13 protein-coding genes and 1 pseudogene are annotated in these 22,366 nt (G+C 54.9%); 4 read left to right on the forward strand and 10 right to left on the reverse strand.

Annotation, left to right across the window (positions count from 1 at the left end):
* Positions 1–8 precede the first annotated feature (8 nt).
* From ACAW74_RS22175 to ACAW74_RS22190, 4 genes and pseudogenes are all read right to left on the reverse strand, one after another.
* Positions 9–2,141, reverse strand: a complete 2,133-nt coding sequence (locus ACAW74_RS22175) for a ComEC/Rec2 family competence protein (protein WP_370700427.1) — start codon at positions 2,139–2,141, stop codon at positions 9–11.
* Between the two features lie 108 nt (positions 2,142–2,249).
* A pseudogene (locus tag ACAW74_RS22180) lies at positions 2,250–2,693 on the reverse strand (GNAT family N-acetyltransferase); the annotation flags it as partial.
* A 94-nt stretch (positions 2,694–2,787) separates the two neighbouring features.
* Positions 2,788–4,107, reverse strand: a complete 1,320-nt coding sequence (locus tag ACAW74_RS22185; RefSeq protein ID WP_370700428.1) for a M43 family zinc metalloprotease — start codon at positions 4,105–4,107, stop codon at positions 2,788–2,790.
* A gap of 115 nt (positions 4,108–4,222) precedes the next feature.
* Positions 4,223–5,176, reverse strand: a complete 954-nt coding sequence (locus ACAW74_RS22190) for a PhoH family protein (RefSeq protein ID WP_370700429.1) — start codon at positions 5,174–5,176, stop codon at positions 4,223–4,225.
* Between the two features lie 448 nt (positions 5,177–5,624).
* Here ACAW74_RS22190 and dnaB point away from each other — a divergent pair, with 448 nt between their 5' ends.
* From dnaB to ACAW74_RS22210, 4 genes are all read left to right on the forward strand, one after another.
* On the forward strand, positions 5,625–8,294 hold the full coding sequence (gene dnaB / locus ACAW74_RS22195; protein ID WP_370700430.1) for a replicative DNA helicase: 2,670 nt from the start codon (positions 5,625–5,627) through the stop codon (positions 8,292–8,294).
* Between the two features lie 116 nt (positions 8,295–8,410).
* On the forward strand, positions 8,411–8,866 hold the full coding sequence (locus ACAW74_RS22200; RefSeq protein WP_370700431.1) for a RidA family protein: 456 nt from the start codon (positions 8,411–8,413) through the stop codon (positions 8,864–8,866).
* Complete coding sequence (locus tag ACAW74_RS22205) at positions 8,844–10,742, forward strand: alpha-amylase family protein (RefSeq protein WP_370700432.1); 1,899 nt, start codon at positions 8,844–8,846, stop codon at positions 10,740–10,742. The genes ACAW74_RS22200 and ACAW74_RS22205 overlap by 23 nt, the downstream gene beginning before the upstream one ends.
* Positions 10,743–10,844: 102 nt before the next feature.
* Positions 10,845–12,812 carry a DUF2075 domain-containing protein gene (locus ACAW74_RS22210; protein WP_370700433.1) on the forward strand — a complete coding sequence of 656 codons (1,968 nt, stop codon included), beginning with the start codon at positions 10,845–10,847 and terminating at the stop codon, positions 12,810–12,812.
* Between the two features lie 88 nt (positions 12,813–12,900).
* Here the strand turns inward: ACAW74_RS22210 and ACAW74_RS22215 are convergent, their stop codons facing one another.
* The 6 genes from ACAW74_RS22215 to ACAW74_RS22240 form a co-directional block, all read right to left on the reverse strand.
* Positions 12,901–14,250, reverse strand: coding sequence for a GH1 family beta-glucosidase (locus ACAW74_RS22215; protein WP_370700434.1), 1,350 nt, complete (start codon positions 14,248–14,250; stop codon positions 12,901–12,903).
* Between the two features lie 101 nt (positions 14,251–14,351).
* The gene (locus ACAW74_RS22220) at positions 14,352–15,794 is read right to left on the reverse strand and encodes a hypothetical protein (RefSeq protein WP_370700435.1); all 1,443 of its coding nucleotides are present in this window, start codon (positions 15,792–15,794) and stop codon (positions 14,352–14,354) included.
* Positions 15,795–15,914: 120 nt separating this feature from the next.
* Positions 15,915–19,652, reverse strand: coding sequence for a hypothetical protein (locus ACAW74_RS22225; RefSeq protein ID WP_370700436.1), 3,738 nt, complete (start codon positions 19,650–19,652; stop codon positions 15,915–15,917).
* Between the two features lie 144 nt (positions 19,653–19,796).
* Positions 19,797–20,162, reverse strand: a complete 366-nt coding sequence (locus tag ACAW74_RS22230; RefSeq protein WP_370700437.1) for an endonuclease domain-containing protein — start codon at positions 20,160–20,162, stop codon at positions 19,797–19,799.
* Between the two features lie 14 nt (positions 20,163–20,176).
* On the reverse strand, positions 20,177–20,782 hold the full coding sequence (locus tag ACAW74_RS22235) for a Uma2 family endonuclease (RefSeq protein ID WP_370700438.1): 606 nt from the start codon (positions 20,780–20,782) through the stop codon (positions 20,177–20,179).
* Positions 20,783–20,823: 41 nt separating this feature from the next.
* Complete coding sequence (locus ACAW74_RS22240; RefSeq protein ID WP_370700439.1) at positions 20,824–22,302, reverse strand: FtsZ/tubulin family protein; 1,479 nt, start codon at positions 22,300–22,302, stop codon at positions 20,824–20,826.
* Between the last annotated feature and the right edge of the window lie 64 nt (positions 22,303–22,366).

A 22,366-nucleotide genomic window follows, 5' to 3' on the forward strand; every position in this document is an offset into this window, starting at 1 on the left:
TTCGGCTGTTACCATTCCGCAACGAACGCGCCCGAATGACGAACTGAATAAACCCTCGATGCCAGCATCGGGGGTTTTGCGTTTATTAAACTATCGACCTGCTCCATCGCGTTTGAGCCGTCGAAGATCAGGTGCCGGGCCACCACCCGCTGTTGCAGTTGTTGCCAATCGCGGAGGGCGTTGCGGCGCAGCACCACGTAATCGACCACCGCCGGTAGTTGCCAGTGTCGATAGGGGCTCAGCCGATTTACCAGCAACAGGCTGCGCCCCTCCCACACCAGCAGCGAGACATCGGGCGTATGGTGGTAGGTTGGTAACGCTGCTATCGTATCGGCCAGCAAACTGCCCGTCTGAACCTGCCGGACGCCCCACGAATCCAGCGCATTTTTAAGATAAAACTCGTACAGACGTGGGTTGGTCTGCCAGTCGGCATCGGTAAGCAATTGGGTCTGTCGGCCCGCGGTGAGGCTGACCGTCGTTTTACGGGGCTGATAATGCACTACGAGCCGCCGTTGCCCGGCCTGCTGCCACACGTCGTAACCGGTTAGCAGCACCAGCCCAAAGGCCGTCCAGGCGATCAGTTGCACATAACGGCGATGCCGCGTGAGCACCGCCATACCGGCCAAAGCAATCAGCAAATACATCAGCCCGACGGCCAGCGGCGAAGGCCAGAATCCACCAAAGGTGGCACCGGGCAGGTGCCCTACCCAATCGACAGCCGCGTTCAGCAGCCAGGCTACCTGCCGCAGCAGCCAGCCTAGGCCATCGCCTAGCCCAGGTACGTAGCCAAACGCCACGGTGAGCACGGCCAAGGGCACCAGCAGCGTAGACAGCAACGCCACAGCCGGGTTGGCTAGCAGAAAATAGACCGGAAACGCGTGGAAGTAATACAGCGACAAGGGTAACGCAACCAGTTGGGCCGCTACCGCCACCATCGATAGCTCCCACAACCAGTTGGCTACGCGCGTTTGGGGTCGCCAGAGTTTAATAAACTGCGGTGCCCAGGCACCAATGCCCAAGATGGACAGGTAGGACAATTGAAACCCAACCGAAAAAGCAGCGTAGGGATCGTAGACCAGCACGAAGAAGGCCGAAGCGCCAAGCGTGTTCATCAGGCTTTGGGTGCGGTTGAAGCCACCTGCCAGCAGCAGATAGGTAAACATCACTGCCGATCGTAGCACGGGCGCCGACAAGCCGGTTGTCAGAGCATAGAACCACAGTACGCTCAGCTTGAGCCCAATCACCCACCAACTATTACCCTGCCCCGGTGCCAGCCATGTCAGTAAACCGCTGAGCACGATAAACAGAATGCCAACGTGCATACCCGAAACCGACAGAATATGCACGGCGCCAGCAGCGGCGTACGTCTCGTATTGCACCGGGTCGAGGTCGTCGCGGGTACCCAGAAACATGGCGTTGATAAGGCCATATTCAGCCCGCGAACCCACCTTCTGCGTCAGCAGGCTATCAGCCCACGCGTTGACCCGGTAAGCCAGCGCCGTAAGCCGATTGGGCGGGTCGTAGTCAATGACGCGCCGTTGCCACGGGCGCAGGTACTGCTGATGGTAGATACCGCGCCGGCTCAGAAACCGGCGATAATCGAACTCGGCGGGGTTGAGTGGCGGATCAGCCAGGCGCGGCGGGCGCAGCACCAGCCAGACGTCACCGTAGCGTGGCGTAGCCGTTGGCGCAAGCGAATCGCCTTTGTCGAGGTAGGCTACTACCCGGCCACTTACGGGACGGTAGCCCGTAGCATCGTGGTTGTCCCACCGGCCACGACGCAGTTCCAGTTCGACCTTAATGGTTTTGGCCCGCGTCTCAGGAAGGTTCGTGATGACGGCTTCGTAGGCATCGGGCGGCCGGGGTACGTTCAGGAGGTTATCGGGCCGATGGGCGGGTGTATGCGCATACAGCAACCCCCAACCGAGGGAGGCGATCAGGCCCAGCAAGGCAAAGCCCTGCACCAGATCCAGTGGCTTGATGGTTTTCCGTTCGTTCCGGCGCAGGCGAAGCAGGTACAGCCCCAGACAGCCGACACCGAAGGTGATGGCCCAATAGGGCGAAACAGCCGGCCAGGCTTCGGCCAGCACGATGCCGACGAGCAACGCAGCAACGTACCTGAAGAACGGATAGCCCCGCATATACCGCTACCGGCGTTCGGTGGGTTGTGACCCTGCCGCCTGCTCGCCACCCGCGCCCGATTGAGGCGGTTTGTTTTCTGGCGAACGGGTTTCCGACATCTGTTCGCTGGGCATTCGTTTGCCGGGTAGCACCATTTTAACGTGCTGAATCCCGCATTCGTCAAACTGAGGGCCTACCGGCACGAAGCCAAAGCCCTCATACAGCGGCATGGCCGACAGTTGGGCGTGCAGATAAATGCTTTCGATGGGTTCGGGCTGCTGGCTGAACACGTCGTTCAATACCGTCTGTACCAGCGCCTGCCCTACGCCCTTGCGGCGGGCCGAAGCCAGCACGGCAAACCGCTCCAGTTTGACGCCCTTGCTGGTTCGTCGCCAGCGGGCAGTGCCCACCGGCTGATCGTCGAGATACGCCAGGAAGTGCTGACTCTCGGCTTCAAACTCGTCGTATTCGTCTTCGGCAGGTACGTTCTGTTCGTCGACAAACACGACACGGCGGATGTCGAAGGCCGCCTCCATGTCTGTTTTTGAGCGAATTGGCGAAACGTTGATCATATCGGTGAAGTTTTTCAGTTTGCAGTTTACAGTTTTCGGCGGGCCAACGCAAGCCACCTGCCTGTATACCTTCCCCGAAACTGCTCTTCACCGATTATCGAACCAGCACACGTTTGGTGGCCGTTTCGGTGGGCGTGGTGATACGCAGGATATAGATACCGGCCGACAAGCCTGCTCCTGACAGGGAGATCCGGCGGCTCAGCGAGGCCGTGTAGGCCTGCCCTTTCAGCAGCCGCCCACTGGCATCGTACAAACCCGCTTCGAACGGCTGAGCCCCCTTGAACTGCACATCGACGATACTTTCTTCCTGGCTACTGATCGGATTAGGGTAGACCGTTAAGGTCAGTTGCTCTGTTTCGGCCAACTGTACGGCCGAGGTAAGCACCTGCCGCCGTCGGGCACTCAGTTGCAACACGGCTCGCATCCGGTCGCGCTGCCCGGTCGTAAACACATTCATGCAGGCGTCGGGCGTGTAGTCCATGTAGTCCTCGATCAAATTGCGGGTGCGGGTGCCCGTGCACGTTGAGAAGACAGGGCTACAGCTCGTCTCACTCACATTGTTCAGCGACTCGATCACGGGCGTGTCGGCAACGTAGTCGTCGCCACAGCGGGTATCGCCATTCGGGTGCAGCAGCCCAAGCCAATGACCCACTTCGTGCGTGACCGTACGGCCGCAGCAATAGAGCCGACTGGTCACTGTGCCCACGCCAGCCCCGAAGTACCGGTTATCCACCACCAGCCCGTCAATCCGTTCATCGGTTGTGTCGGTCAGACCGGGCAGTGCCGTGGCATCGACGGTTGGAAACTGTCCATATCCCAGATACCGCGTCGCCGAGTTGGGGCACACCCATAAGTTGAGGTATCGGTTGGTGGGCCAGTATATCAGGTTCGACAGGGCGAGTTGGTCCTGATAACTGGTGATGTCGAAGCCGGACCGGGTTGTATAGGTTCGGGTGATGCCGTTGGTTGGCAGGCCGTTGGGATCGGTCGTCGCCAGGAAAAACTCAATGCCCGTATCCACCGCCAGCGGATTGGTTGAACTGCCGCCCGGCGTCCCGGCAATTTTGCGGTAATCTTCGTTCAACACCCGAATCTGCGACAGAATCTGTTCGTCGGAGATGTTCGGGTTGTTGGCGCCACCAATGGTGTTGTTAGCGTTGTTATGCACGACATGCACCACCACCGGAATGCGGTAAACTTCTTCATCGGTACCGCGAGCCCGGCTGTTGATCATGCCAAACATACGTACCTGCTGATTCAGCGCGTCGATGCGTTGCTTTCGCTGGGGGAAGCGTTGTTGCAACTGCCGTTCGACAAGCTCCGACGCACATTCCCGCAGGGGTTCATCGATGGTCGTCGTCTGGGCCAGTGCCGCATTGCCCCATGCCCCCACCCACAAAAAAAGGCCGGCCAAACCGACCCAGGAATTAGTTTCGAGTTTTGAATTTCGCGTTTTCGGTTGTGCGACATGACCAGCATGACAGCGTAACCAAAAACATGAAACCCAAAACTCGAAACTCGAAACTCGTTTATTGTCCTGCTTTTTCATAAGCATTGATGATCGCTTTCACTAGGCGGTGACGAACCACGTCTCGCCCATCCAACTCGACAAAAGCGATGCCGGGGATGTCACGCAAAATACCAATCGACTCCGACAGACCCGATTTCTGGTGCTTGGGCAAGTCGATCTGCGACCGGTCGCCGGTGATGATCGCCTTCGAGCTGGGGCCCATCCGGGTCAGGAACATCTTCATCTGCATCGCCGTCGTGTTCTGGGCTTCGTCGAGCAGGATAAACGCGTTGTTGAGCGTTCGGCCCCGCATATACGCCAGCGGTGCAATTTCGATGGTCCGGTTTTCCAGATAGTACTTCAGCTTCTCGGCGGGAATCATATCGTCGAGGGCATCGTAGATGGGGCGCAGGTAAGGGTCGATCTTCTCTTTCAGATCGCCGGGCAGAAAACCGAGGTTTTCGCCGGCCTCCACCGCCGGGCGGGTGATAATGATCTTCCGTACTTCCTTGTTTTTCAACGCCCGCACCGCCAGCGCCACCGCCGTATAGGTTTTACCCGTACCTGCCGGGCCGATCGCAAACACCAGGTCATTCTTCTCTGCCGCCTCGACCAGCTTTTTCATGTTGGCGGTCTTGGCCCGAACTACAATGCCCTTGGTGCCATACACCAGCACTTCATCGTCAGACACCGGTACGCTGTTCTGATCCGATTCGTTGCCGCCGCTCAGGTACGTTTGCACATTTTCGTGGGTAAGCTTGCCGTACCGCTGATAATGCTGCATCAGCGATTCCAGAATGTCGGTGATGCGGGAGATTTCGGGCGTGGTACCCTTGATACGTATTTCGTTTCCGCGCGAAATGATCTTGCTCATCGGGAAGGCGGCGGCCACTTCCTTGATGTTATTATTCTCGACGCCCAGGAAATCGATAAGCGAGACGTCGCTGTCGAGTGTGATGATTTTTTCGACCAAACTGATTCGGATGGATTAAGGACGCTGACCATCAGGCACTGGGCTCCGCCTCACGAATGGGCCGGTTTCCAGTTTCCAACAGCAGGCATCCAGGTTGCATGTTGACTGGCTGAATATACTGAATCAACGTACCCAGACAACATTTTCCACGAAAAAATGGATCAATAACCAGCCCGCCAAGCCGTATAATAAGCGTACCGAAAAAAGCTGAAATAATCCTATCCTGTAACTTATCTTTCTGGCTGTCAAATGACCCAGTGGCCTGACTACCCGGGAATTACTTAGTTACCTATCTATCCTTTTTCATGTGAAATAAACGTCGATTTTTTTAATCACCTTGAAGTCTTTTAGCGTCAGTTGATTACCCACCGTATGTTACCAGTCGCGACCCTTTAGGCCGTTTTGCAGCTTGCCTCAAGGCCCTACTTCTGCGTATACTTGCATTACTATGGACACCAACAGCGGAGCACCCCGCCCGAATAATAATTTCAGAAAAAATCCAGCCCAAAGCGGTCCCAACGCGTTCGTTAGCGGGCGGCAGTCGGGCGGCGGCAATCGCTTTCTCGACAGTGGCCTGGGGAAATTGCCTCCGCAGGCGGTTGATCTGGAAGAAGCGGTGCTGGGTGCGCTGATGATTGAGAAAGACGCCCTGTCGGCGGTGGTGGATCTGCTAAAGCCCGAAACGTTCTACACGCCGGCGCACCAGACCATCTACAAGGCAATTCTGACGCTCTTCTCCAATTCGGAGCCGATCGACCTGCTGACCGTCACGCAGCAGCTGCGCAAGACTGGCGAGATCGAGCTGGTTGGCGGTGGTGGCTATATCTCGCAACTGACGCTCCGGGTTAACTCGGCCGCCAACATCGAATACCACGCCCGGATCATCACCGAGCAGGCCCTGAAACGAGGCCTGATTTCGATGGCTTCCGAGATTCAGAAAGACGCCTTCGAAGACACGACCGACGTCTTTACGTTGCTCGACCGCACCGAGCGCGATCTGTTTCAACTGACCGAATCGAACATCCGCAAGACCGTCTCCGACATGCGCTCCATCGTGAGCGAGGCTTTGAAGGAGATGGAGACCAAGAAGAATCAGGAAGGGCTCACCGGAGTGCCCTCCGGCTTCACGGCCCTCGACCGACTTACATCCGGTTGGCAACCCACTGAACTCGTTATCCTGGCAGCACGTCCCGCAATGGGCAAGTGTCTGGGTAAAGGCACCAAGGTTGTCATGTTTGATGGCTCATTGCGAAAAGTAGAAGACGTTCAGGAGGGCGACCTGCTCATGGGCGATGACTCAACCCCCCGCACGGTGTTGTCGATTGCGCGGGGCCGAGAGCGCATGTACTGGATTCGCCAAAACAAAGGCATCGATTATCGAGTCAACGAAAGCCACATCCTGTCGCTGAAGCGCTCGCGGAATGAAGGTGGCCATACCAAAGGCGACGTACTCAACATATCGGTACGTGAATATCTGACCAAATCCGAGAAATTTAAGAGCAATTACAAAGGCTATAAAGTAGCCGTTGAGTTTCCTGAGCAAGCCGTTAGCCTCGACCCTTATTTCGTGGGCCTATGGCTCGGCGACGGCCATAGCTATAGCTCGCGCATTACGAACGTCGATGCGGAAGTCGTTGAATTTATGCAGGAGTATGCCGATACCCTTGGTCTGCAACTGGTGACCTATCAGCAGGCGGGTAAAACGCCTAATCATGCTATCACGACGGGGCAACGGGGCGGCGCGAGATCGGTTTTTAGCTTGCAGGATGAATTGCGTGGCCTGACCATGCTCGAAAACAAACACATTCCTCGAACGTACCTGATCAACTCGAAAGCCAATCGACTCAGGCTCTTGGCGGGTCTGATCGACAGCGACGGGCATTATCAACGCGAATTCAACTGTTACGAAATCACCCAGAAGAATAAAGCCCTAGCTGAGCAGGTCAAATACCTATGTGATACGCTGGGCTTCCGCTGTTCGCTGGTTGAGAAACAGGCAACGATCGCAGCGCGAGGCTACTCATCAACGGTGTATCGTCTACGGATTTTCGGTAATTTGGATTCGATTCCTGTTCGGATTGAACGCAAAAAAGCCCGCCCACTGCAAGCACGAGCCGATTGGCGCGTAACCGGGATCACGGTCGAGTACGATCAGGAAGACGATTATTACGGTTTCACTATCGACGGCAACCACCTGTTCCTGCTCGAAGACATGACCGTCACGCACAACACCGCTTTTGTGGTGTCGGCGCTGCGAAACGCGGCCGTAGATCATGGTAAGCCGGTGGCGATTTTCTCGCTGGAGATGTCGTCGGTGCAGTTGGTCAATCGTCTGATTTCGGCGGAAGCGGAGATCGATTCAGAGAAAATTCGGAAGGGAAATCTGGCGCCGCACGAGTGGCAGCAGTTGCACCACAAGATTCAGCGCCTGACTGAAGCCCCGATCTATATCGATGATACCCCCGCCCTGTCCATTCTGGAACTGCGGGCCAAATGCCGCCGTCTGAAAGCGCAGCACGATATTCAGATGGTGGTGATCGACTACCTTCAACTGATGACGGGCGACAACAGCAAGGGCAGCAACCGTGAACAGGAAATCGCCTCGATCTCACGGGCGTTGAAGAACCTGGCCAAGGAGCTGAACGTACCCGTGATTGCCCTGTCGCAGTTGAGCCGGGCCGTGGAAACACGGGGTGGCGACAAGAAACCCCAACTCTCCGATCTTCGGGAATCGGGGTCTATCGAGCAGGATGCCGACATGGTTATGTTCCTGTACCGTCCTGAATACTACAACATTACGCAGGACGAAGCAGGTAACTCGACAGCCGGTATCGGCGAGGTGATCGTGGCCAAAAACCGGTCGGGCTCGCTGGATACCATTCAGTTACGCTTCGTGAACCGGTTCACCAAATTCTGCGATCTCGACAGCTACTTTACGCCGCTACCGGGTGGCGGTGGCTTCCCCGATGGGGTGTCGGGCATGAGCAGCTTCGAGGCTCCTACCCTACCGCCGCCGGGTACCATGCCGCCCCTGCCAAGTTCAGGTACGTTGCGCAGCCGGGCCAATGATCTGTCGAACTTCGGCAACGCTGACCCCAATCAGGCCACGCCGTTTTAATGAGTTGAACGCAAAGGGCGCGAAGGATAGCGCAAAGGACGCTAAGTTGCATATGCTCGTTGGTTCGCGTTCTTTGCGCTATCCTTCGCGCCCTTTGCGTTCACAACCAATTCCTTATGAAAAAAGCTTTCCTCTGCGCCCTGTTTGCGTGCCTGTTTTCGCTGCCCAGTCTGGCGCAAACGATTGAGCACATCAACCCGGCTACGTTATCGAAAAGCCCCAATTATTCGCAGGCGGTGGTAACTACTGGTGGGCGTACCATCTACGTATCGGGCATGATCGCGGTTGACAAGGAAGGCAAACTGGTTGGCAAAGGCGATTTTGCCGCGCAGGCCAAACAAGTGCTCAACAACATCAAGCTGGCAGTCGAAGCGGCGGGCGGCACGGTAGCCAACATCGTGAAGATCGACACGTATATGGTCAATATGAACGACCTGGCCACGTACCGAGCCATTCGCCTTGACTTCCTGAAAGATCTCCCCAACAAACCCGCCAGCACGACGGTACAGGTCACGCGATTGGTTCAGGACGATTACCTGCTGGAGGTTGATGCAATTGCGGTTGTCCAGTAAACCATTCATCCACGTGCCAACTAGTAAACCCACCTTATCACGCCGTACGTTTACGGCAGGTCTGGCGGCTACCGGCCTACTCGCCGGTTCGCTCGCTTCCGCTGCTCAGCGCTTAAGCGAATGGACTGCGCCTAACGTACCTAACGACAAACTACTTGTCTACCAGATTTTTACGCGGCTGTTTGGCAACCAGAAAACGACGAATCAGCCGTGGGGTAATCTGGCGGAGAATGGCGTTGGCAAGTTCAACGACATCACCGACAAGGCGCTTCAGGAAATCAAAAAACTAGGCATCTCGCACGTCTGGTACACGGGTGTGATCGAACATGCCACCATGACGGGCTATTCGTCGCTGGGTATCCCGACCGACAATCCGCTGGTGGTGAAAGGCCGGGCCGGATCGCCCTACGCGATCAAGGATTATTACGACGTTGACCCCGATCTGGCCGTCGACGTACGCAACCGAATGGCCGAGTTTGAGGCACTGGTGAAGCGCTCGCACGCCAACGGCCTGAAGGTGATTATCGACTTCGTACCCAACCACGTAGCCCGGCAGTATGCGTCGGACGCCCGCCCCGACGGGGTACGTGACCTCGGCGAAACCGACGATTCGGCGAAGTCCTTCGACCCAAACAATAACTTCTATTACCTCCCCGGACGCGGGACCGCCGACCAGCCTTTTGTGGTGCCATCGGGTGGGCCGCTTCCGCCCAATCTGCTTACGACGCCTTACGAAGAAAACCCCGCCAAGGCTACGGGCAACGACGTGTTCAAGGCGCAGCCCGACGTAAACGACTGGTACGAAACCATCAAGCTCAACTACGGCGTCGACATACAGAACGAACGCAAAACCTACTTCGGCTCGACCGATGCAGACCGGCCCGATACCTGGACCAAGATGCGCGATATCCTGCTGTTCTGGGCAGGTAAAGGTGTCGATGGGTTCCGCTGTGATATGGCCGAAATGGTACCGGTCGAGTTTTGGGGATGGGTGATTCCGCAGATAAAAGCAGCGCGGCCAACACCGCCGGGCAGTTCACCTATTGTCTTCATCGCGGAGATTTACAACCCGGCGCAGTATCGCAACTACATCGAAACGGGCAGGTTTGATTACCTCTATGACAAAGTAGGGCTGTATGATACCGTACGAAAGCTGATGGAAGGCAAGGGCAACACAGCCGAGATCAGCCAATGCCTCGACGGCGAATCAGGCCAACTGGGGCGGCACATGCTGCGTTTCCTGGAAAACCACGACGAGCAGCGCATCGCCTCGCGCTTTTTTGCGGGTGATCCGTGGGCGGCTGTGCCTGCCATGACGCTCTCCGCCACAGCGCAGACAGGCCCGGCCATGCTCTATTTCGGGCAGGAAGTGGGCGTAAACCCGACGCAGGCCGAAGGTTTCCAGGGCGAGGATGGCCGAACAACGATTTTCGATTACTGGGGCATTCCCGAATACCAGGCCTGGACCAACGGCGGCGCCTTCGACGGCGGAAAACTGACGGCCACTCAGCGCAGCCTGCGGCAGTTTTACCAGCAATTGAATCAGCTCGTCAACGGCAGCGAAGCCATCCGGCTGGGTACGTTCCTCGACCTGCGGCAGTATGGCTCATCAGGTACGTCCGCACCGGGTACGTTATTCAGCTACCTGCGGTACACAGCTAAGCAGCGCTTGCTGATCATCTGCAATTTCGACCGCAAACAGGCCGTCAAAACCACGATCACGATCCCGGCAGAAGCGTGGCAGGCGATGAAACAGGTGGGCAACAAGCCGCGTATCTACCGCGACATTTTTCGAACGAAAAGCCAGTTTAAAGGCACCGACAAAGTAGCAGTGACCGTCCCGGCGCTTGGTGTACTGGTGTTATCAATTGGCTAAGTAACGCCGAGATCCAGCCTGTATATTTAACAGATATGTATAATCCATGAATCTGTCTAGCCGTCAATAATCAATTAATAGAATATACTAATCATTACCTAAATGACAAGAAGTTATTACCAAAGTAGCATAGGCAGTTTTTTAACAGAAGATGCATCATCAATTTTTGGAAAACTTGCTGTAAATCATCAACACGATCTGAAAGAAAATCAGAAGAATGCTTGGTCTCAACAAATTAATCTTTTAAAATCACATCTCAATGGCATTCAAGGAACAATCTACTTCGAATTCTCCATACCACGCATGGGAAAACGCGTAGATAATATTCTTATAATTAATAACTTAATTTTCATAATAGAGTTTAAGATTGGTGATACCTATTATTCAAAAAAAGCTCAAAATCAAGCGATAGATTATTGCCTTGATTTGAAAAATTTCCATGAAGGCAGTCATGACAAGATTATCATTCCTATTTTAATTGCAACTAAAGCCCAAGCAGAAATAAACTATATACCGAATGCAATTCACCTCAACAAATGCATACTTTGTAATGAAAGTAATTTTGAAGAAAATTTAAAAAATATTCTAGAAACTCAAGTTCCAGACCAAGGCATAAATATTTCTGATTGGGAAAATAGCACATACAAACCAACTCCAACAATTATAGAGGCGGCGCAAGCACTTTACAAAGGACACAAAGTTGAACAAATCTCTAGAAACGACGCTGGGGCTATAAATCTTTCAAGAACGGCTACCGCAATCAATACTATTATTGAGAACACAAAAGCTAATAAACAAAAATCTATTTGCTTCTTAACAGGAGTTCCAGGGGCCGGAAAAACGCTTGCAGGTTTGAGCATTGCCAACGAACGGCTGAAGGCAGATGAATCTGAACACGCCGTTTTCCTTTCGGGCAATGGCCCTTTGGTTGATGTGTTAAGAGAAGCACTAACTCGCGACTCTGTCGAAACAGCAAGAGCAAATGGAAATAACTTAACACGATCTCACGCAGAAAGGGAAGCAAAAGCATTTATCCAGAATATTCACCATTTCAGAGACGATAACTTAAAAACAGAAAGACCACCTATCGAAAAAGTTGTTGTTTTCGACGAAGCTCAAAGAGCTTGGCAGAAACATCAACTGTCAAAATTCATGAAAGCTAAAAAAGGAATTGAAGCTTTCAACATGTCAGAACCAGAATATTTAATTAGTGTAATGAATCGCCACAAAGAATGGTGTACGATTGTTTGTTTAATTGGTGGCGGCCAAGAAATTAATACAGGAGAGGCTGGCGTCTCTGAATGGATAGAATCATTGAGAAAGAAATTTTGTAACTGGAAAATTTACTGTTCTGACAAAATATTGAGCCAGACAAGTAACTATATATATAATATCGAGATTTTGAATTGGCTCCAAGTAAATGGGAATAAGGTATCTGACTTACATTTAGGAGTTTCGGTGCGTTCATTTAGAAGCGAAAAGGTCGCACTATTAGTAGAACATATTTTAGAAGGCAACAGCGACGAAGCATTTGGTGTCTTTAGTTCAATTAAAGAAAATTATCCAATCTTCATAACACGGCAATTAGAGAAAGCGAAGGAATGGCTAATATTTAAAGCTAAAGGAACTGAACGGATTGGTATTATTGCAAGTTCAGGAGCAAGGCGTTTAAGGAAAGATGGTATATACATCAAAAATGAAATATCATCTGCCGATTGGTTTCTGAATGATGCATATGATGTTCGTTCCTCCTATTACTTAGAAGATGTTGCAACAGAATTTGACATTCAAGGTTTAGAGATAGATTTCACTTGTGTCGCGTGGGACATTAACTTATATTACGACAACGGTTGGAGTTTCCAAAACTTTAAAGGTTCAAAATGGCAAAATATAAACCAAGAGATAGCCAAAAAATATCTCCTTAATTCATACCGTGTTTTGCTAACAAGAGCAAGACAAGGAATGGTAATTTACGTTCCAAGCGTTGATAATTCTGATTGGACAAGGCCAAAACATTTATACGACAAAACTTATGAATTTTTAAAGGGATGTGGATTAACGGAGTTGTAGTAATAAATACAATTGTCAATAATGAGCTATTACATATGAAGCCACAGTAAAGTGCGGCTTTTCCTGCCTCTGTAATTATTGTTCCACCCTACTCCGCCAGCAACGCCCGAAACCACAGGCCAGACTGCTTGATGGTACGCTGCTGCGTGCGGTGGTCGACATACACGAGGCCGAAACGGGGTCGGTAGCCTTCGGCCCATTCAAAGTTGTCGAGCAGCGTCCAGACGAAATAGCCCGTTACGTTAATGCCTTCGGCCTGCGCCTGTAAGACCTGCTTCAGACATTGCTGATGGTAGCCAACGCGCTGAATATCGACCACACGCCCAAACTCGACCTGATCGAAAAAAGCGGCCCCACTTTCGGCCACCATAATCTGCCGGATACCATCGTACTGATTGAACTGCCGCAGGATCGTCAGCATACTCTGGGGATGTACTTCCCAGCCCATTTCCGTAATGTGTTCGACGCCCCGCCGGTTGGGCGACACCTCGCGCCCCCACAGGTACGGCACCAGCAACGAATGCTCGACCACGACGCGGAAGTAATGTTGCAGACCGATCAGGTCGAAATCAAACGCCAGCCGTTCCCAGTCGCCGGGCTGGGCGATGCGCTTCTGGATAGCACCCAGAAACGACAGTTCACGGGTCGGATACCCCAATCCCAGCGACGGTTCGATAAACAGCCGGTTGAGCAGGGCGTCGGCTCGCTGCGCCGCCTGCCAATCGCGTTTACCCGTTGAAAACGGCTCGACGGGGGAGCAGGAAAAGGTAGTGCCTATCACCGCGCCAGGTACGTTGTCGCGAATGAGCCGTCCCCCTTCCGCCTGCGCCAGCGTTGCGTGATGAATGACCGCCGTGACACTCCCGATACTGCGTCGGCCTGGGGCGTGCATACCAGCCAGATAGCCCAGCAGCGTAAACGCTGAGGGTTCGTTGAGCACCAGCCAGTGTTTTACTTTGTGGCTAAATGTCCTGACAATCAGTGTAACATACTCGGTAAACCAGCCGAGTACCTGCCGGTTGGCCCAGCCGCCCCGGTCTTCAAGTGCCTGCGGTAAGTCCCAGTGGTAAAGGCAGATCCAGGGCGTTTGCCCTTGACGCAGGCATTCGTCGATCACCCGGTCATAAAACGCCAGCCCGGCTTCGTTGACCCGGCCCATACCGTCGGGCAGCACGCGTGACCAAGCAATGGAAAAGCGAAACGCGTTGAACCCCATGCTCGCGTGCAGGCCAATATCGTCGGCGTAACGCGAGTAAAAATCACAGGCAGTTTCGGCGGTTTCGCCTGTCTTGATTGCGCCTTTTTTCTGCTGAAATACATCCCAAACCGACGGTCCACGCCCATCGGTTTGGGCAGCCCCTTCAATCTGGAAGGCGGCAGAGGCAGTTCCCCAGGCAAAGTCGGGGCCGAAATCGGCGCGGGTAAACGGGGCAGACAAGGTGGGGCGATTGAGTTTACCCGCAAGTTGGCACGCTTCCGCCAAATGGCTGTTACGCCAATGTTAAACTGATAAAATGCCGATGATCGGCTCCCCGCCTGTTACACGAAACCAATGCGGGCTTTATCGGTAATCTGCCATTTATCGGCCTGCAAGACCAGCTGACCGGGCGCAACAGTCTGAATGCGGCTATTGGGGCCGGGCTGGTTTTCATACAGACAGGCGTCGCTCAGGTACGAATACGGGTCGCTCATCGCCAGCTGCTGGGCCTCGGGCAACTGACTCACCCGGAACATAGCGGTCGAAGGGCTGGTTAGTTCGATTTCATAGACGATGCCGCGTTCGGGCTGATCGAGCAGGCCTGCCAGGCTGAAGCCATTACCCAGGTCGGCCGTGCGGGCGTACAGGCGCTTAGGAGCGGGCGGCGCAGCAGGCATGGCCGGTGGCGCGGGTACAGGTTGCGGGCTGGGCATTTCCGATGAAACGGGCCGTTCGACGGCTGGGCGCTCGCCAGGTACGTTGCCAGGCAGCGGCGGAATAGTAGGTGTGGGTCGCACGTTGGACGGCGGCGGTGTTGGCGTAGCGGGCTGGTTAGGCGCACTCATCTGGCTGCTTCCCGACATGGGCATAGCCGACGGATTGGGCTGGTTGCCATAGCCTTGCCCCTGAATAGGCCGCGGCTGGTTGGCAGGTATTGGATTGGAGGTCGCCTGCGTGGGGTTACCCTGGGGTACGTTTGGCCGGTCGGCGGGCGGACGGTTTTGCGGTGCCTGCGCACTTTGCATCGCCATCAGTTTTTTCTCGGCCATGGTGAGCCGGTTAGCCAGTTCAGCTACGGTGCTGCTGAGCCGATTGTTTTCGTCCTGCAAACCAGCAATGCGGGCATCGTCCCGGTCGCTTTGCACCGCGCCTTTGTTGCCGCCGCCCTGTTGCCGCGTAACTAACAAATACCCCAAACCGAGCAGGTTCAGGATCGACAACCAGAACGCCCTGGTTCCCCAGCCAAAACTACCCGTACTACTCGTTGAGGCAGCCTCTGCGTCGTCGGTCGGCGTAGAGCCTTCCTGCAAGGCAGCCGTTTGCTCATTGAGGGCCGCTTCGGGGTCGGCGCCACCAGCCAGTGCCGTCATTTTGGTCTGGTAGGCCACATAGGAGGCCAGTTGCTTCCGATGCGCGCGCTCAGATCCGCTCGTTACGCGGTTGAGGATGTATTGCCGCAGGCTATCGAGCACGGCCCCTTCGCTGCTGAACTCGTCGGCCGCGAACCCATCGTTCAGTTTGAGGCTGTGCTTCTGAATATCGTTGAGCAGGCCATCGGCTTTTTTGAGGCTATTTTTCTGAATAAACGCCGACAAGTCGCCATACTCAACGCAGTCTTTGCAGGTGGTTTCCTGTGCTTTGGGGAAGGTTTTGGTGTCGGTCGCCAGAAATTCCAGCGTGGCTTTCGCCATACCAAACGTGCCTTTTTCGATGCCTGTCTGCTGTCCCTGCGCCAACGCGGTCGTCGCGAGGGCCAACAGGGTTACGGTCTGGAGTGTCTTCATGGTTGAGGGAGGGTTTTAAACGCAAAGGCGCGAAGGTTGACGCGAAGAACGCAAAGGTTATTAGTTGCTATGAACTTTGCGTTCTTCGCGTCAACCTTCGCGCTCTTCGCGTTACTCTATTCAGCTTGCGATGTGTTTTGATAATTCGTAGAGCGCGTTTTTCAGAGGGAGGAAGAAATACGTTTCTGAAACGGCCTGATTGGGCTCCTGCTCCATGCCCTGCCGGGCCAGCATATAGCTGTCGTAGACGGCACCGCTGCGGGTTACGTCGGGGCCGATCAGGAACGAGAGGTATTGCTCCGGCGTCTGAATCTTGTGCTCGCTGAGGTAATAAGCGATATCGCGGTCGGTGAGGGTCAGTTCCAGGAAACGCTTCACGTTGAGCAACACCGAGTCGTGGAAGGTGCGGTTACCGCTCACCTCGCCAATTTTCGTGCGGCGATACTCGAAGGGCGCGTTGACTACCTGCACGGGCGGGGTGGTCGGTTGCGATCCGTTGTCATACGTACCCAGCGGCTGAGACGCAAAGGGTTGCCGCACCGGCGGACCGGTCTCTACGGGGCTTCCCCAGGTGTTGATCGGTGCCCCAAAACCGGTTTGCGCGGGTGGCGTGTCAGCCGGTTGCGGCAGCGCTTTCTGTTCGAGTGGCGCGTTGCCCCAGTAACAAACCGTCTGACGGCTGCTGTACTTGTCTTTTTCCAACGGACTAGCGTTTTCGAACAGCACAGCCCCGTTGGCGGTCGTTTCCTTCGGATTTTCGCTCATCACCACCTCGAAATCGGGCGGAACGGGCAGGTTTGTATAGGCCCGGAACAGCATTTTCGTGAACTCAATCAGCCGCCGCGACGACCCCAGCATTTTCAGATACTGGCTACCCCGGCCCGTGAAGGTCAGGTAGCGCGGCAGGCTCATCTGGTTGGCCTCGATCAGTTGCACGAGGTGGTACACAATGGCCGAGTAGTGCAGGAAGAGCACAATCCGGAGGGCCGGACGCCCGTCGATAATCGACTGCGTGAACTTATAATGATCGTTGTTGCGGAACAGCAGGCTCACGATATCCTCGGCGCTCAGGTCATTGTTGGCCAGGAACGTGTCGAGGATGGCGTCTTCCGGTGCGGGAGCCTGGCTGAGCGTGCGACGATATTGCAGGTAGTTCAGAATGAATCCGTTGTCTTTCTGATGCGACGGGTGCCCCTGCTGATTCAGCCCACCACCCCAGATGTCGTAACCGGCAAAGCGGAACGAGGTATTGAGGTAGCGGTTCTGCTGTTTCATAAACAGCATGATGTCGGCCGTACCGCCCCCAATATCAACGTTTACGGCATCGGCAAACGATTTGACGCCCTTCGTGACGAGGTAGAAGTGCGGCGCGAGCGATTCGGGCACTGGGTTGGGCCGGAAATACTGCGTGGTTTTGAACACCCGCCGGAACGCCTTCTCCCATTCTTCTACGAGCTTATCCTCCGTGTCGGCCTGCATACTGGTTGGGGCCAGCCACGTGATCTTCGTATCGTTCAGATTGCCCTGATTCAGCAGCACCTTGTTACGCATGAGCAACAGCAACGTTTCGAAAAACGCCCGAACGCGCGGCCGGTTCATGGGGTCGCCGGGCTGATTCTCGAACAGCCATTTCAGGTTCGTTACGTACCGGTTGACGCCCGTGCTGCCCGTTTCCAGGTCAATATTAAACCCGAGGTTGATCTTGTTGAAGAGGTTATCGCCCGCATCGGCCGAGCCCGTTTTTTCATACACCGTCGTGCGAAGCGGGAACGTAAACGGCGAGCCATATTGACTCCCGATGATGGCAGGCACAAACTCGCGACGAATAAACGTCTCGAATTCAACCAGTTGCCCATAGCCCGCCCCTAGCCGATACCGGGCGTAGGGCGTCTGCGCTTCGTAGCCATCGTAGGGCTTGTTGAGCGTCACCATCTGCAGCTCGTCGGCGTCCAGATTCACCTTATCATCGCTGATCGACAAGGTTTTCGGGTCGCTGTTGCCCATGTTGGTGTCCGTGTAGGCCACGTGGGTGTTCGACGTTCCGAAGTCGATGGCAAACGTAAACGGCTTGTAACCGCGCTCGCTGATGATCGTGAACTTGGGCAGCAGCAGGCCCCGGTACGGCATGCCGTTGCGCTGTAGCTGCACCTCCAGCAGATCGAACGCCTGCGGCACTTTGTAGTAATACGACGCCGCCTGCGTGGGTCCCGATTTGGGCGTGCGGTGTTCCGGTGCGGCCACCACGAGCGGCTGGTTGTTGACGACCTGCTCGAACTGGAAAAATCGCACCGACCGCGCCGCGTGGAAGTTGGCTTCGTCTTTACTACCGTCAAGCAACATCACCGTATACTCGTTCAGCGCTTGTAGAGCCGGGTCAGGCACCGTAATGCGGTAGAACGGGAAACAGGCCAGCCCCGCCCGGAATTCGAGCATGGTATCGGAGTTGCCGAGGTTGTATTCTTTGCGGAAGGTGACGGTGCGGTTGTTCCGAATCGGGATCGCCAGCGACGCAATGATGATACGGTCGAGGCCCCGATCTTCGGTACGCAGCGTCAGTTGCCGGGCCAGATCCTCCATGCGGAAGAAGTTGAAATACTCTTTCCGAACGGGCAGCAGAAACTCCATATCGCCCGGCGTGCCGGTGAAGAAGCGGCCGCTGTTGAGCTTGTACGGCATCCTGACCAGAAAATCCTCCAAGAAATCGTCGGTCGTGACGAACGGATATTTGACGTTGTCGACGCCGGGCAGAAACCGCTCCGACAGCAGGAAACCACTACCCAGATCGCGCTGCCGCATGATCACGGTGTTGCTGTTCCAATTCGTGTTTTTCACGTAGCGCCCCGCCACATCCATCCGCGACGCCAACGCGAGCGGTTTACGCACGTCCGTGGCCGCCCCGTTGATCGTTTCGCGGGTGTAATAATCGACCGTCGGCACCATCACAAAGTCGGAGCCTTCTTCGATGTCGTTCAGGACGTCGTCTTCCCGCACGCGGTAGAGTGGCATGCCGGGCAGCACCTGCAACGTACTCGTGCTTTCGCCACGTACCTGAATGGGCTCAAAATTGGCCAGCGTGAGGCCCGCCGCTACGGGTGGTAGCACGGCGCTGTCGAAGAACACCCGATACAGGTATTCTTTAAAGCCACCGGGCGGCATCTGGTTGTTATACTGCTCATACCAGCGGCGCAGGTACGTCGTAAAACCTTCATCGCGCAGGTGTAGAGGCACGTATTCGTTCTGGAACAGCACCCGACCCGTGCTGCTCTTCGGTGGGTCGATAAACTTGTTTTGCCGCTCCTGCTCCCAGTTGGGCGAGGTGAACACCAGCGTCAGTGGCGACGTACCGCCGAGCAGGGCATTTTTGTAGTAAATGAGCGTGGTGGTCTGCACCGAAGCCAGTTCGTTGCGGAAATCGAGTTCCAGCGCTTTGGCCAGCACCTGATGCGGGTGTCGACCACCCGAGATTGACCCGCCGGTAGCCGCTCCCAATTTGCCCAGCCGTTCGCCCCGGTTCCAGAGGCGGTAGGTCAGGTCGTCGGAGTTTCCCGCCTGAAACAGCAGTTCGAGCAGATCGAGCGTGTGCGATACCAGCACGTGGTACATGCTCAGCTCAGCCGGTTGCAGGTTATTCTTCACTATGCGGAACGCCGTATCGAACAAATACAGCCGCGCAAACGGCGATGGAATCGACGTACCGGCTTTGGCGGCGGCTCCCGCCGCTCCGCCACCCGCGCCAGAGAGCGTATCGGGAATATGTTCGATGCGGTTGCCCGTCAGGCCCGCCGGTGACCCTGTCCAGCCATTGTGATTCTGTTGACTAACATTCGGGTCGGTATCAATACGAAGGATATGAGGCATTTACTGGAAGTTTTTTATTCCCTGTGTTTTACCCCCCGCCCTGAAGGGAGCCCGCTGGCGCAGTAGTAGCTTCCCGCACGGCGTAAGCAATGCGTTTGCGCCAGCGGGCTCCCTTCAGGGCGGGGGGTAAAACACAGGAACCTTCTATAGAAGATAGTTTCGGATCGTTGTCTGTACTTGATTAATGTCAGTTAAAATAGCTGCATTGCGAAAGCGAATAACCGTTAATCCTAGTTCGTTGAGTACGTGAGTACGGTTTTGGTCATACTCCATCTGTTCAGGTACGTCATGCACCCCTCCATCAACTTCAACGATCAAGCGGGCTTTGTGGCAATAAAAGTCAGCGATAAAATAAGCGATCGGATGTTGGGCTTTAAACCGGAACCCATCGAGCCTATTCTGTCTCAACCGCTCCCAGAGCATCACCTCAGCGGGCGTCATGGACTCCCGAAGTTGTTTGGCCTGTTCAAATAAAACAGGTTGCGCTCCATAGAACATGTCTGTAGCCATAAGCATCTAACGAATCAGCTAAGCATGGATAAAGCCAGCGTGAAACCGGGTAGTACATCTTCGCCTGAGAGCGTTTTGTCGAAGCTGTCAATTACATCGATGGAACCGTTAGTCCGGTATACTTTGACAGTCTGCGTTTTAGGGTTGATAAGCCACCCCAACCGACAGCCATTCGCCATATATTCAGCCATTTTTTCTTCGGTTGCTTTCTGCGAATCGGTTTCGCTCACTAGTTCAACGAGGAAGTCAGGGCAGAGCGGCATAAATTTTCGCCGTTGTTCGGCCGTCAGCGCGTTTCTGCGGTCGGCAGCCACCCAGGCCACGTCGGGGCTACGCACAGCACCATTGGGCAAGCGGAAACCCGTCGAGGAGTCATAAACAAAGCCGAGCTTGGTCTGCCGATTCCAAAGCACTAATTCAGCACTCAGTTCGCTGTTCCGTTCGCCGGTTTCGCCGCCTGTTTGTCCCAGCGGTATAATGTTGCCGCTGGCATCGCGCTCAAAGTTGTAATTGCTGTTGTCCTGGCAGAAATAATAAAACTCATCGTCGCTCATCCGCCGAAGCTGATTGAACATATCGACGCCGGGCTCGATCTCTATGGGCAATACAATGGTCGTCATAACGATAGGCGTTTGATCAAAGATACGAACCCACTGCTCCTTTACACGTCGGCCAGTTGCCGGTTGAGCGGCCCTAGTTTTTCAACGCATTTATCGGCCACTTCCATCAACAATTGCATAAAACGGGCTTCGTTGGTGGGGAAAGCGGCTTTCAGGCTGTTCTCGCCCTTACCGGCGGCATCCTGCAAAAAGCCTTCACTGATGCCTTTACTGAAAAAACCCGTTTCGATCCGTTTCGACCGAATCAGGCCGTTGAAATCGGTGTCAAGGTCAAACGGGGCAAAGCTGCGGTCGTTGGCCGACAGCTCGCGGAGCCACGCTTTGTAGGCGTTGATGAAGTTATCCAGCGACGTATAGAACGTACCTGAGCGCAGGGTCTGGGGCAGATTCAGGTTTTTGGCAAACGCTTCGCCCAAGTTATTCGGCAGAAAATCGGTGTAGAACTTGGCGGCGTAGGTAAACCGAACCATCGGCTCCAGCAGATTCTGGTATGTACCGTCAGCAAAATGGGGCAAATCGAGGCTGCGATCGTTGCGGCGCAGGCCATACTCCAGATACCGCTTATCGGTGCTGAACTCACCGGCACCTCGCCGGGCGAAGTCGAGCACCGCCTCGGCAGCGAGCATCTCCACCACGTGCGCGTTGTTGGCCTGCTTGGCACCGCCCTCTACATTGGGGTACAGCTTAGCACCGGGCCGGTCGCCGATATAATAGAGCGCGTCGAGGTCGATCTGACTCTGATAATACGACAACGCCGCTTTGGTCTTCGACAGGAACCGGTTCTGGTCGATGGCGCTCTGGCTGTTTTCTTCCAGCGCAAAATACGGCATCACCGTCACCGCCCCCTTTTTGGCGTTGCGAATGGGCATTTTCTGGCTGGGATGCTGTAGCAGCTTCACCAGTTGCGGAAAACCCGCCGAGCCCGTTCCACCGAAAATGGAGCTAATGACGAAAATCCGGTCGGTCTGATCGTTAAAGGCGCCCGTGAAGTACTTGTAGACGGGCGAATCTTCCAGCGCGTTGAACACCACGCTGCCGATGTTCGGGTTGCCCTTGAAGCCCACCGAGAGGTTCAGCTTCAACTCCGCGTTGGTCGGTTTGGCCGAATTGTCGTAGAGCAGTTTCAGAAATTCGCGGTCGATTTCGTCCATGCTGCTCACGTTCAAGAATTCCTCGAACGTACCCTGATGATCGGTGAGCTTAGGCAGCACCGAATCGCCAATTTGTTGCTGCGCATTGTCGGCCTGCAACGTACCCAGCGGTTGCAGATTCGTACCGAAGAAGGGTTTACGGCCATCCCGGTCCTGCGGTCCGTTGGGGTAGCCGCCGGCCCGAAGGCTCCGGTACAATTCCACCAGCCGAAGGGCTCGCTCGGTGTCGCCATTCTGCATGTCCATATCCAGCAGAATCGGAATGATGGTCAGGTCAGCAGGTACGTTGGCTCCCGCCGCCAGCAGCATGGTCAGCGAGCGTAACACACGGGCTCCAGTGCCCCCAATGCCGAAAAGGAAGAGTTTCATAGGCTAAAAAGGTTTGACGTCTAGCGTTTAACGTTTGACGTTGGCTGACACGAAGCAACATCAA

Source organism: Fibrella musci (assembly GCF_041321105.1).
In the GTDB taxonomy this organism is placed as follows: domain Bacteria; phylum Bacteroidota; class Bacteroidia; order Cytophagales; family Spirosomataceae; genus Fibrella; species Fibrella musci.

Coding starts and splice junctions, on each gene's coding strand:
- ACAW74_RS22200 (WP_370700431.1), top strand. CDS start 8,411: ATGAAAAAAGCTTTCCTCTGCGCCCTGTTTGCGTGCCTGTTTTCGCTG.
- dnaB (WP_370700430.1), top strand. CDS start 5,625: ATGGACACCAACAGCGGAGCACCCCGCCCGAATAATAATTTCAGAAAA.
- ACAW74_RS22225 (WP_370700436.1), bottom strand. CDS start 19,652: ATGCCTCATATCCTTCGTATTGATACCGACCCGAATGTTAGTCAACAG.
- ACAW74_RS22210 (WP_370700433.1), top strand. CDS start 10,845: ATGACAAGAAGTTATTACCAAAGTAGCATAGGCAGTTTTTTAACAGAA.
- ACAW74_RS22235 (WP_370700438.1), bottom strand. CDS start 20,782: ATGACGACCATTGTATTGCCCATAGAGATCGAGCCCGGCGTCGATATG.
- ACAW74_RS22230 (WP_370700437.1), bottom strand. CDS start 20,162: ATGGCTACAGACATGTTCTATGGAGCGCAACCTGTTTTATTTGAACAG.
- ACAW74_RS22175 (WP_370700427.1), bottom strand. CDS start 2,141: ATGCGGGGCTATCCGTTCTTCAGGTACGTTGCTGCGTTGCTCGTCGGC.
- ACAW74_RS22240 (WP_370700439.1), bottom strand. CDS start 22,302: ATGAAACTCTTCCTTTTCGGCATTGGGGGCACTGGAGCCCGTGTGTTA.
- ACAW74_RS22205 (WP_370700432.1), top strand. CDS start 8,844: ATGCAATTGCGGTTGTCCAGTAAACCATTCATCCACGTGCCAACTAGT.
- ACAW74_RS22220 (WP_370700435.1), bottom strand. CDS start 15,794: ATGAAGACACTCCAGACCGTAACCCTGTTGGCCCTCGCGACGACCGCG.